Genomic DNA, 12,425 nt, shown 5'->3' with positions numbered 1-12,425 from the left:
TCGGCCTCATCCCACCTTCGGCAGCATCGGCAGCAGCCGGGCCTGGATCTGCGCGGCGAGCTGCTCTCGGTCCTGGGTCGCGTCGAGCACCAGGTAGTGCTGCGGCTCCGCGGCCGCCAGCTCCAGGAACGCCGCCCGAACCCGTTCGTGGAAGTCCGCGGACTGCGCCTCGATCCGGTCCCGCTCCTCGAACCGGCCGAGCCCGCTCTTCGGCGGCAGGTCCAGCAGGATCGTCAGGTTCGGCCGGAGGTCGTCGGTGGCCCAGCGGTTCACCCGCTCGACATCGGCCAGGTCCAGGTCGCGGCCGGAGCCCTGGTAGGCCAGCGCGGAGTCGACGTACCGGTCGGTGATCACGACGGTCCCGGCCTTCAGCGCCGGCTTGATCACCGAGTCGACGTGCTCGGCCTTGTCGGCGGCGTAGATCAGGGCCTCCGCCCGGTGCGAGATGTCGCCGGTGGCCGGATCGAGCACGATCTGCCGCAGCGTCTTGCCGAGGTCGGTCGCACCCGGCTCGCGGGTGAGCAGCACGTGCTGGCCGCGCTCCTCGAGCCACTTCACCAGCAGCGCGGACTGGGTCGACTTGCCCGCGCCCTCGCCGCCCTCGAACGCGATGAACAGGCCGGTGGTCGGGTAGACGCCGGGGGTCTTGCCGAAGCTGCGCCGCAGGTCGCGCCAGAACGGAACACCCGGGCGGTCGTCCATCTGCCGCCAGGCGACCAGGCCGATCACACCGGCCAGGACCGCGGCGATCAGCATCGTCAGCGCGGCGCCGTTGTAGCTGACCGAGCGGTCGCCGACCGACCAGGTCCGCCGGCCGATCGCCCCCGCGACGAACGGCGCCACCGCCAGGGTCAGCGCGAGCACGGTCCGGACCGCCGACTGCACGAACGCGAACGTCCGGCCGCGCACGTTGTCCGGCACCTCGAGGCCGAGCAGGGTGTAGCCGGAGACCCAGGAGGCGCCCGCGCAGAACCCGAGCAGAATCGCGATCATCGTCGCGATCTCGATCTGCTGGATCAGCGCCAGCCCAGCCAGCCCGATCCCGGAGCCGACCAGCCCGGCCGCGAACAGCCGGCGCCGGGACAGCCCGGAGAACAGCCGGGGCGCGAATCCCATGCCCAGCGCCAGCCCACCGAAGACCGCGCCGAACAGCACGCCGTAGCCCGGGTCGCCGGCGTCCAGGTCCTCGACGTACGTGCGGCCGAGGCCGATCACCACCGCGCCGGCGGCGAACGCGCCGGAGATGCCGACCACCAGACCGCGCACGACCGGCGTACCGGTGACGTAGGACCAGCCCTCGACCATCGTGCGCCACAGAGTCGGGTGGTCCTCGTGCTCGTGCCGGCCGGCCCGGCCGATCTCCGCGACCGAGACGATCGCCAGCCCGCTGACCAGGAACGTCGCCGCGTTGACGTAGACGGCCAGGTCGATGGAGAACTCGCCGAAGCCGCGGGTGACCAGCGTGATCGCGGTGAAGATCGCCGCCGCCGGCAGCGCACTGCCGTACGTCGTGATCAGGCTGAGCTGGTTCGCGGCCTCGAGGCGGTGCCGGGGCACCAGGTTCGGCACGCTGGCGTCCTTGGCCGGGCCCCAGACCAGGCTGACGATCTCGATCAGCACGGTGGCGACCAGGACCCAGGTGAGCGTGCCGACCAGCGGGATGCTGACGAAGAACGCGGCCCGGATCAGGTCGCCGAGAATCATCGTCCAGCGCCGGTCCAGCCGGTCCGCGACCCAGCCGGCCACCGGGCCCATCACCAGCGCCGGCAGCACCCGCAGGAACAGCACGCCGCCGATCGCGAAGTTGGCCGCCTGGTAGTCGTCGCCGGCGAACGACTTGGCCATCGCGGTCAGCGCGAGCAGCCCGATCCAGTCACCGAGACTGGACAGCCCGAAGGCGATCCACAGGCGCCGGAACGCCCGGATCCGCAGCACCGCCCGCAGATCATGCGCCGGTGCAGGATCGGTCAACGGGTCATACACCTCCGGCACGACACAGAGCCTAGTCGGCAGCCCCGACACCCCACCCCGGCCGCCCCTCCCGGTGACAGGGCGGCGGAGACCGGGTGATCACCGACACAGCAGAGGGACTCGTGCGGAGGGCTGGGGCAGACTGAGGCGTCCGATTCGTTCTTCGGCCGCCCGGTGCCGGGCGGTCCGTCGATGTGGAGGCCTAGTGACCACCGCCGTGCCCCTGCCCGCTCAGCGCCCGATCGTGCTCGCCGACGTCCTGGGAAGGTCGCGGACCCGCGACGCCGTCCTGGTGCTCACCGCGGCGCTGTTCACCGCCGCGCTGGCGCAGATCGCGATCCCGGTGCCGGGCTCCCCGGTGCCGATCACCGGCCAGACGCTGGCCGTCGTGCTCACCGCCGCCGCGCTCGGCCCGCACCGCGGCCTGGCCGGCCAGGGCCTGTACCTGCTGCTCGGCGCGGTCGGCCTGCCGTTCTACAGCGAGGCCTCCGGTGGCTTCGAGGTCATCGCCGGGGCGACCGGTGGTTACCTGATCGGCTTCCTGCCCGCCGCCTACCTGATCGGTCTGGCCGCCCGCCACCAGCTGGACCGTGCGCCGTGGAAGGCGCTGCCGCTGTTCATCGCGGGCCAGGCGATCATCTTCGCCGTCGGCGTCCCGTGGCTGGCCGTCACCGCCGACCTCAGCGCGTCCGCCGCGCTCGACGCCGGCTTCTACCCCTTCGTGCTCGGCGGACTGATCAAGGCCGCCGTCGCCGGCGTCGTCCTGCCCGGCCTCTGGAAGCTGACCGACCGCACCAGCCACTGATCACCCCGGCTGGTCCAGCCCCGCGTCGAGACGGTCAGTAGGGCAGGATCCATAACCATCGGTTGTACCAGCAGATCTTGGACCGCGCCGTCGGGCACCGCACACGCTGGTCACATGACCGTTCCCGCCATGATGCGTGCCCTCGTCTACGACCCTCCACAGAGCGTCCGGATGAGCAAGATCGCCGTTCCGGACCCTGGCCCGTCCGACGCGCTCGTCGCGGTCGAGTACTCCAGCCTCAACTGGGTCGAGGTGGCCCGGATGGAGCTGGTGCACCGACCGGGTGACGTGGTCGGCCGCGACTCGGCCGGGACCGTCGTCCGTGCGGCCGCGGACGGTTCGGGCCCGGCCGTGGGTAGCCGGGTGGTCGGGTTCCGCCCGGGCGCCTGGGCGGAGTACCAGGCCGTCGGCACCGTCGATCTCGCCGTCGTACCGGGCGAGGTGGACCTCGCCGCGGCTGCCGCCCTGCCCGGCGCGGCCGTGAGCGCCTTGCAGGCCGTACGCCGGCTCGGCGCGCACCTGTGTCCCGGCATCCCCCCAGGCGACGCGCCTGGTGATCAGTCGCTCGAGGGCCATCGCGTCCTGGTCACCGGGGCCTCCGGCGGTGTCGGTCGTGCGGCGACTCAGCTGGCCGCGCTGACCGGTGCCGAGGTGGTAGCGGCGGTCGGCGCACCCGAGCGAGGAGCCGGGCTGCTTGAGCTGGGCGCCGCCGAAGTCGTCACCGACCTGGCAGGCGTCGCTCCAGTGAACGCCGTGCTGGACATGGTCGGCGGTGAGACGCTGACCGCGGCGTACGGGCTGCTGAAGGGCGGTGGGCTCGCACTGTCCATCGGCAGCGCGGGTGGTGCGACATCCAGCTTCGACTTCGAGGCCGCCCGGCTGCGTGGCGGGCGGCGAGCGGTCGAGGCGTTCGCGGTGAGCACACCGTTCGGCCCGGACCTGGAACACCTGCTGCAACTCCTGTCGGCCGGACTCTTCGACCCCCAGATCGGCTGGCAGGGCTCATGGCACCAGGTGGACGAGGCCAGCACCGCTCTGCTCGGCCGGAAGGTCCGAGGGAAAGCGGTGCTGGCGATCGACTGACGAGTTGCTCAGCCGAACGGCGGACGGGCGCCGGTCGCGTCGTACAGCTCGACGTGCACGCTCCGGAAAGCGATCCCGGTGTCCGGTGCGGCCGCCACCGCGCGCCAGGCGTCCAGGGACTCCTGCGACTCCCAGCGCTCGAAGTTGTTGACCCGGCCGGGATCGACCGGGTCCGCGGTGATCGCCACGTCGAGGCAGCCCGGCGCCTGCCGCGCCCGGCGTACCAGGTCCGTGTGCGCCGCGACGAACTCGTCGCGGCGCACGGGATCCACCTGTACGTGTCCAGCGATGATCAGCATCTGCCCCTCCATCGGTCAGCTCACCGGACCGACGAAGAAGCAGCCGCCGAACGGACAGCGCTCAGCTGAACCGGACCGACAACGACGCCGGCGCGGTGTGCAGTCTGTACTTGTCGGGCAGCGCCGGGCCGCAGGAGTTGGAGCCGATGCCCGCCTGAGCCAGGTCCAGCGTCACGTACGTCGTGTCGCCGGCCGTCAGGTCGACGGTGTGCTTCGCGTCCTCCAGGTCCTTGCTGGTCCAGTCGCGCACGGTCAGCCCGAACAGGTCGAGAGCCGCCTCGATCCGCAGAGTTTCCTGGCCGGTCAGCACGGCCCAGCGGGTGTCGATCCGGTGCCCGTTCTCCTGGGGGCGCACGTACGGCGTCTGCAGCTGCGCCACGGACGCGGAGTACTTGCCGACGGCGGCGGCCGCGCGGGTATCGACGTACGCCTCGCTCGGGCCGGCGCCGAACCACTCGACGCTGTCGACCTTCGGCAGCTCGAACGTGATACCGAGCCGCGGCAGCGTCGCCGGGAACTGGCCCTCCGGCCGCACGGCCAGGTCGAGCTGGATCGCATCGTGCACGCGGGTCCAGCGCCAGGTGGAGATCAGGCCCCACTGCAGCGCGGGCGGCGCGGTGCGAGTGACGACCTCCCAAGCCGATCCGTTCTCACCGGCGGAGACGACCCGGTGCTGCACGCGGTGCAGGCCGGCTTCCTTCCAGGCCTCGGCCACGCCCGGGATGGCGTCGTTGTCGGTCGGCGCCCGCCACACGTCGAGGCGCGCGTTGCTGATCGCGCCGACGGTGATGCCGTGCGCACCCGCAGTGCCCTGGACCACAGCACCGGGCGCCACGGACGCGTCAGAGCCGGTGCCTGCCGCAGGACCAGCGGCAGCCGAATCGGCGGCAGCCGGGTCGTCCAGGCGGAGCTGGCCCCAGGCGACGCGGTGACCGGCCTCGGCCCAGGCGGTGCCTTCAGTCAGGCGGGCGGTGACGGTCAACCAGGTCTCCGGCCGGTTGGCCTCGCGCTGCTTGATCGTCCCCGGCGGCAGCTGCACGGAGGTGGTCTCCCCCGGCCCGATCGCCGGCACCGGCAGCGTTCCGAAGCCCACGCCCTCGCCGTTGATCTCGGTGACCAGCTCGAAGGTCAGGTGGCTGGTGTCCAGCACCTCGTACCGGTTGGTGATCGACACCCCGCCGGCCCCGTCCGCCGTGATCACCAGCGGCTCGATCACCTTGACGTACTCCAGCATGCCCGGCGACGGCGTCCGGTCCGGGAACAGCAGCCCGTCGCAGACGAAGTTGCCGTCGTGGATCGTCTCGCCGAAGTCACCGCCGTAGGCGAAGAACTGCCGCCCGTCCACCGACGTGCGCAGCCCGTGGTCGATCCACTCCCAGATGAACCCGCCCTGGCAGCGCGGGTACCGCTCGAACAGCTCCCGGTAGTCCGACAGCCCGCCCGGCCCGTTGCCCATCGCGTGCCCGTACTCGCACAGGATGAACGGCAGCCCCCGGTACGACGACGGGTCCTCGCCGATCTTCTCGACGTCCTCCAGCGAGGTGTACATCTGCGAGTACACGTCGACGAACTCCGCCTGGGTGTCGCGCTCGTAGTGCACCGGCCGGGACGGGTCCCGGTCCTTCGCGACGTCGTACATCGCCCGCAGGTTGTCGCCCATCCCGCACTCGTTGCCGAGCGACCAGAGCACGATGCTCGGGTGGTTCTTGTCCCGCTCGACCATCCGCCGCATCCGCTCGACCAGGTCGTCGCGGAACCGCTCGTCCATCACCGGGTTCGGCAGGTTCGGCGGCTGCGGCTCGTACCCGAAGCCGTGCGTCTCCAGGTCGCACTCGTCCACGACGTACAGGCCGTGCAGGTCGCACAGGTCGAGGAAGTGCGGGTGCGGCGGGTAGTGGCTGGTGCGGACCGCGTTGATGCCGGCGCGCTTCATCAGCAGCACGTCGTCGAGCATGTCCTGCTCGGTCAGCGCCCGGCCGCGGTCGGGGTGGAACTCGTGCCGGTTGACGCCGTTGAACAGCACCCGGTTGCCGTTCACGGTGAGCACACCGTCGACGATCGCGATGGTCCGGAAGCCGATCCGCAGCCGGACCTCGCCGCCGTCGGTGCGTACGACGCCGTCGTACAGCTTCGGGCTCTCGGCGCTCCACGGCTCGACCCGGTCCAGCCGGACGTGCTCGCCGGTCGGCACCTCCAGGCCCAGCTCGGGCACGACCACGGTGCCGGGCACGTCGGACTCGACCACCAGCGTGCCGGCGCCGTCGACGTGGTCGTACGCCGCGCGCACGAACACGTCGGTCGGCGCGGACGGCCGCAGTGCCAGCAGGTTGACCTCCCGGAAGATCCCGGACAGCCACCACATGTCCTGGTCCTCGACGTAGCTGCCGGCCGACCACTGGTGCACCCGGACGGCGATCCGGATTTCCTTGCCTGGGGCAACCAGATCGGTCAGGTCGAACTCGCTCGGCAGCCGCGAGCCCGAGGACCAGCCGACCAGCCGGCCGTCGACGTGCACCGCGAACCGCGAGTCCACGCCCTCGAACCGCAGCACGATCCGGGCCCCGGCCCAGTCGGCCGGCACCGTCACCGCCCGGACGTAGTCGCCGGTCGGGTTGTCGGTGGGCACGAACGGCGGTTCCAGCGGGAACGGGTAGACCACGTTCGTGTACGCCGGGGCGCCGTACCCCTGCAGCTGCCAGTGTCCCGGCACGCTGATCGTGTCCCAGGCGCTGGTGTCGGGATCGGTGAGGTCGTCGGGCGCGTCGGCCAGGCCGGGCGAGAGCCGGAAGCTCCAGTCACCGGTCAGCGCGAGCCGGGCGGAGTCGTCGTCCAGCCAGGCGCGCGGGGCCAGCACTCCGGCGCCCGGGGCGAAGTCTTCGACGTAGCTGTGGTCGTAGGTCACAGGCATCGACCCTACGGCCGATCTATTCACGAATCCACACTGATGAACAGATATGGACACCTCCCTCCGGTACCGCACAGTGACCTCGGACAGGAAACCGGGACCTCGGACAAGTTATGAGCTGTCCGAGGCCCCGGGATCCTGTCCGAGGTCCCCGGGATCAGTCGGCGCAGTCGGCGCAGACGCCGACGAGGGCGACCTGCTCGGGGGCGAGCCGGAAGCCGAGGTCGCGCTGGAGCTTGCGGCGGGTCTGCTCCAGCGTGTCGCCCGGGGCGTCCAGCACGGTGCCGCACTCGGAGCAGCGCAGGTGCAGGTGGCGGGGCGCCAGCTCACCGGCGAGGTGGTACGTCGTACCGGCCCGGCCGAGGTGGACGTGCGTCACCAGGCCGAACTCGCCGAGCGCGTCCAGCGCCCGGTACACCGTCGCGCGGTGGATGCCCGGCCGGAGCTGCTCGGCCCGCTCGCCGATCTGCTCCGCGCTGAGGTGCTCGGCCGTGCCCGCCAGCACCTCGACGACGGCGAGCCGGGCCGGAGTGACCCGCTCGCCCCGTTCCCGGAGCCGCAACGCGGTGACCTCGGCCGGGCCCAACGGTTGAGTCGCCATATCCCAGTCTGACCTATCTCAGGACTTCTTGGCAGCGGCCTTCTTGGTGGTCTTCTTGGCCGCCGTCTTCTTCGTCGCGCCGGTGGCGGCCGTCTTCTTCGCGGTCGCCTTCTTGGCCGTGGTCTTCTTCGCCGCGGTCTTCTTCGCCGGCGCCTTCTTCGCGGTCTTCTTCACCGGCCCGCGGGCCCGCTTGTCGGCCAGCAGCTCCGCCGCCCGCAGCAGCGAGATGGTGTCCACCGAGTCGTCCTTGCGCAGCGTCGCGTTGGTCTCCCCGTCGGTGACGTACGGGCCGAAGCGGCCTTCCTTCACCACCACCGGCTTGCCGGACTCCGGGTCCTCGCCCAGCTCCTTCAGCGGCGGCGCCGCGGCCCGGCGGCCGCGCTGCTTGGGCTCGGCGTAGATCTTCAGCGCTTCGTCGAGCGTGATGTCGAACATCTGCTCCTCGGACTGCAGCGACCGCGAGTCCGTGCCCTTCTTCAGGTACGGCCCGTAGCGCCCGTTCTGCGCGGTGATCTCGTCACCGGACTCCGGGTCCTTGCCGACCACCCGCGGCAGCGACAGCAGCTTCAGCGCGTCGTCGAGCGTCACCGTGTCCAGCGACATCGACTTGAGCAGCGACCCGGTCCGCGGCTTGGCGCTCTTCGGCGCGCCCTCGGGCAGCACCTCGGTCACGTACGGCCCGTACCGGCCGGCCTTCGCGATCACCTTGAGCCCGGTGTCGGGCGTGGTACCGAGCTCGACCTCGACGCCGGAGGGCTGGCTGAGCAGCTCCTTGGCCTTGTCGACGGTGAGCTCGTCCGGCGGCAGGTCCTCCGGCACGTTCGCGCGGGTCTCGTCCGGGCCCTCGACGTACGGGCCGTAGCGGCCGACCCGGACCACGATGCCGCTGTCCGGCGGGCCGACTCCGAAGGTGGACATCTCCCGGGCGTCAATGTCGCCAAGGTCGCTGACCATCGACTGCAGGCCCTCGAGGTCGTCGTCGCCGAAGTAGAACCGGCCGAGCACGCCCTCGCGCTGCAGGTTGCCGGCCGCGACGTCGTCCAGCACGTCCTCCATCGACGCGGTGAACGCGTAGTCCACCAGCCGGGTGAAGTGCTGCTCCAGCAGCCGGACCACCGCGAAGGCCAGCCACGCCGGAACCAGCGCGTTGCCCTTCTTGTACACGTAGCCGCGGGCCTGGATCGTGCCCAGGATCGAGGCGTACGTCGACGGCCGGCCGATCTCGCGCTCTTCCAGCTGCGCGATCAGCGTCGCCTCGGTGAATCTCGACGGCGGCTTGGTCTCGTGCCCGGACGCCAGCACCTCGGTGGCCGGCAGCACGTCGCCCTCGGCCACGTCGGGGATCTGGGTCTCCCGGTCGTCGGTCTCGTGCGACGGGTCGTCCGCGCCCTCGACGTAGGCCTTCAGGAAGCCGTGGAAGGTGATCACCCGGCCGGACGAGGTGAACTCGCAGTTCTCCCCGGTCGAGGCCGTGGCGTCGATCTTGATCGAGACGCTGTTGCCGGCCGCGTCCTTCATCTGGGACGCGATGGTGCGCATCCAGATCAGCTCGTAGAGCCGGTACTCCGGGCCGGACAGCCCGGTCTGCGCCGGGGTCTGGAAGACCTCGCCGGCCGGCCGGATCGCCTCGTGCGCCTCCTGCGCGTTTTTCACCTTGGAGGTGTAGACCCGCGGCTTGTCCGGCAGGTACGACGCGCCGTACAGCTCGCGGACCTGCGCCCGGGCCGCGGTGATCGCGGTGTCCGACAGCGTGACCGAGTCGGTCCGCATGTAGGTGATGTTGCCGTTCTCGTACAGCCGCTGGGCGATCTGCATCGTCTGCGATGCGGACATGCCGAGCTTGCGGCCGGCCTCCTGCTGCAGCGTGGTGGTCCGGAACGGCGCGTACGGCTTGCGGGTGTACGGCTTGGACTCGATCGAGCGGACGGTGAAGCGCGACTCGGCCAGCGCGGCGGCCAGCGCGGTCGCGGTCGGCTCGTCCAGGTGGACCGTGTTCTGGCTCTTCAGTTCCCCGGTCGGCGCGAAGTCGCGGCCCTGGGCGACCCGGCGGCTGTCCACCGAGACCAGCCGGGACGGGAACAGCCGGGGCGTCTTGCCCTCACCGGCGTCCAGGGTGGCGTCCAGGTCCCAGTACGAGGCGCTGCGGAACGCGATCCGCTCCCGCTCGCGGTCGACCACCATCCGGATCGCGACCGACTGGACCCGGCCCGCCGACAGCTTCGGCATGACCTTCTTCCACAGCACCGGCGAGACCTCGTAGCCGTACAGCCGGTCGAGGATCCGCCGAGCCTCCTGGGCGTCGACCAGCGCGTCGTTGATCTGGCGGGCGCTGCCGACCGCGTCCTGGATCGCCTTCGGGGTGATCTCGTGGAAGACCATCCGCTTGACCGGGACCTTCGGCTTCAGCTCGTCCAGCAGGTGCCAGGCGATCGCCTCGCCCTCGCGGTCCTCATCGGTGGCCAGGTAGAGCTCGTCGGCGTCCTTCAGCAGGTCCTTGAGCTTGCGGATCTGTGCCTTCTTGTCGGCCGGTACGACGTACAGCGGGTCGAAGTGGTCGTCGATGTTGACGCCGAGCCGGGCCCACGGCAGCCCCTTGTACTTCGCGGGGATCTCGTCGGCCCCCTTCGGCAGGTCCCGGATGTGGCCGAAGCTCGACTCCACCACGTACCCGGACCCCAGGAAACCGGCGATCATCCGCGCCTTCTTCGGCGACTCGACGATCACCAGCCGGCGACCGGCCGCCGCGGCCGGCGCGCCGGCCGCACTCTTGGTTCCTGTTGCCCCTGCCACTGCGCTCCTTGCTGTTGCGTCCCGTACGCCCACCAACGTCTGCGGTCGGACTGCTCATTCCCCGTGAGCACCACCGAGCACCCGACCCGCCCGAAGACAGAGTACGGCCGACAGCAACGCATTTCTCAACGCACGGTAACCGGTCAGCTCGCCGGCGGCCGCATTCGGGTGACGGAAAGCACCCCTGACCAGCCCGGTCCGGCCGCCGGCACACCTCGTGCTCCGCCCGCACGGGGGCGCGCACGCGAGCCCGCACGCACGGTCCCGGATGCCGAGACGGAGCCGCTCACTGCACGAAACACTTGGCGCGGGCGAGTGCCGGGCGCTTGCATGCCGGGGGCAACGTCGAACCCGGTCCGCGGACCCGTTGCCCGGGCCCGGGCGCATCCGACTTTCGGCTGGACTTTCCCTGATCGGCCCCCTGATCCCGCTGCCCGCAGGGCCAGGGGAAAGAACGGGTGGGTTCCGGTGGCAGCGGGGCCCTTCGCCGTGACACTCTCTGAGCTGGCACGGCTTCGGCCCCCTCCCGTGGTGGTGCCAACGCCACCATCGGTGTGGTGCCAACACCATCAGATCTGGTCCTCGCGACGGTTAGTTTCGGAGCAGACGAAAGCCGTCGGGGGCAGTGGTTCGGAGAGGGCGCGTGGAAGTCATGGTTGCGACATACCTGAAGAAATGGGTCGGCAGCCGGTTGCTGAACAGAACCACCCGAAGAGGTGGTCTGGATCTGTCCAAGATGAAGATGTTCCCCCGCCAGGTCTCGATGCCGCTGCGCCGCAGCGGGCTCGACCCGGTCCCGGAACTGGGGCAGATCCGGGAGGCCGCGCCGGTGCACAAGCTGGCCCATCTGTTCGGGCTGAACGTCTTCATGGTCAGCGGGCACGCCGAGGCCAAGGCCGTGCTGGCCGACAGCACCAACTTCAGCAACGACATCCGTCCGCTGGTCGGCTCGGACCCGAACAAGCCGTCCGAGGGCATCGGCGGCCTCGGCTTCACCGACCCGCCGGACCACACCCGGCTGCGCAAGCTGCTGACGCCGGAGTTCACCAAGCGCCGGCTGGCCCGGCTGGAGCCGGCGATCGAGAAGATCGTCGCCGACCAGCTCGACCTGATGGAGGCCAAGGGCCCGGTCGTCGACCTGGTCGCGGACTTCGCCTTCAACGTGCCGTTCCTGCTGATCGCCGACCTGCTCGGCGTCGAGGAGTCCGACCGGGACAGGTTCCGCGCGCTGGGCCCGGCCCGGTTCGACCTGTCCGGCGGTGGCATCGGCGTGTTCGGCTCGGCCAGCGAGTCGCGCGACTTCCTGTTCGAGATCGTCGGCAAGCAGCGCAAGCATCCCGGCGACGGCCTGATCGGCTCGATCATTCGCGAGCACGGCGACACCATCGACGACATCGAGCTCGGCGGTCTGGCCGACGGCGTCTTCCTGGGCGGCTACGAGACCTCGGCCAGCATGCTGGCGCTCGGCACGCTGGTGCTGCTGCGCGACCCGGCGAACTTCGCCCTGATCCGCGAGGACCCGACCGCCGTCGACGGCATGGTCGAGGAGTTGCTGCGCTACCTGACCGTGGTCCAGGTGGCCTTCCCCCGCTTCGCCCGGCACGACCAGGAACTGTTCGGCCACCAGGTGAAGAAGGGCGACCTGGTCGCGGTCTCGCTGTCCGGCGCCGACCGGGACAAGACCGTCTTCGGCCCGGACGCGGAGGAGTTCTGGCCGCGCCGCGCGCCGGCCGCGCACCTCGCGTTCGGGCACGGCATGCACCGCTGCGTCGGCGCCGAGCTGGCCCGGATGGAGCTGCGGGCCGCGTTCACCGCGCTGGCGCACCGGTTCCCCGACCTGTCGCTGGCGGTGCCCGAGCAGCAGCTGCGGTTCCGCGACTTCTCCATCGTGTACGGCGTGGAGTCGCTGCCGGTCCAGCTGCACGCCGCGGCGAAGTCGCAGCAGGCCGTCGGCTGAGCCGTCGTACCGGC

8 protein-coding genes are annotated in these 12,425 nt (G+C 71.0%); 3 read left to right on the top strand and 5 right to left on the bottom strand.

The features are described 5' to 3' along the window. Positions 1-6 precede the first annotated feature (6 nt). Positions 7-1,992 carry a dTMP kinase gene (tmk, locus tag KFLA_RS02925; RefSeq protein WP_012918264.1) on the bottom strand — a complete coding sequence of 662 codons (1,986 nt, stop codon included), beginning with the start codon at positions 1,990-1,992 and terminating at the stop codon, positions 7-9. A gap of 184 nt (positions 1,993-2,176) precedes the next feature. On the opposite strand from tmk, the gene KFLA_RS02920 reads away from it, so the two are divergent. Further along, complete coding sequence (locus KFLA_RS02920; protein ID WP_012918263.1) at positions 2,177-2,776, top strand: biotin transporter BioY; 600 nt, start codon at positions 2,177-2,179, stop codon at positions 2,774-2,776. Positions 2,777-2,890: 114 nt separating this feature from the next. Further along, positions 2,891-3,859: a zinc-binding dehydrogenase gene (locus KFLA_RS02915; protein ID WP_012918262.1), complete on the top strand. Its 969-nt coding sequence runs from the start codon at positions 2,891-2,893 to the stop codon at positions 3,857-3,859. Between the two features lie 8 nt (positions 3,860-3,867). Here KFLA_RS02915 and KFLA_RS02910 read toward each other — a convergent pair whose 3' ends face one another. From KFLA_RS02910 to topA, 4 genes are all read right to left on the bottom strand, one after another. Then, a complete protein-coding gene (locus tag KFLA_RS02910; RefSeq protein ID WP_012918261.1) occupies positions 3,868-4,158 on the bottom strand; it encodes a putative quinol monooxygenase in 291 nt (96 codons plus the stop codon). Between the two features lie 61 nt (positions 4,159-4,219). Continuing rightward, positions 4,220-7,066: a glycoside hydrolase family 2 TIM barrel-domain containing protein gene (locus KFLA_RS02905; protein WP_041289115.1), complete on the bottom strand. Its 2,847-nt coding sequence runs from the start codon at positions 7,064-7,066 to the stop codon at positions 4,220-4,222. 154 nt (positions 7,067-7,220) lie between these two features. Then, positions 7,221-7,664, bottom strand: coding sequence for a Fur family transcriptional regulator (locus KFLA_RS02900; protein ID WP_012918259.1), 444 nt, complete (start codon positions 7,662-7,664; stop codon positions 7,221-7,223). Positions 7,665-7,682: 18 nt separating this feature from the next. Further along, positions 7,683-10,454, bottom strand: a complete 2,772-nt coding sequence (gene topA / locus KFLA_RS02895) for a type I DNA topoisomerase (RefSeq protein WP_012918258.1) — start codon at positions 10,452-10,454, stop codon at positions 7,683-7,685. 736 nt (positions 10,455-11,190) lie between these two features. Here topA and KFLA_RS02890 point away from each other — a divergent pair. After that, positions 11,191-12,411 carry a cytochrome P450 gene (locus KFLA_RS02890; RefSeq protein WP_237706701.1) on the top strand — a complete coding sequence of 407 codons (1,221 nt, stop codon included), beginning with the start codon at positions 11,191-11,193 and terminating at the stop codon, positions 12,409-12,411. Positions 12,412-12,425: the final 14 nt, after the last annotated feature.

Origin of the sequence: Kribbella flavida DSM 17836, from assembly GCF_000024345.1 — a bacterium.
GTDB classification, from domain to species: Bacteria; Actinomycetota; Actinomycetes; order Propionibacteriales; family Kribbellaceae; genus Kribbella; species Kribbella flavida.
Note: the sequence above shows the minus strand (reverse complement) of the source record. Positions and strands in the feature narration are given on the sequence as shown.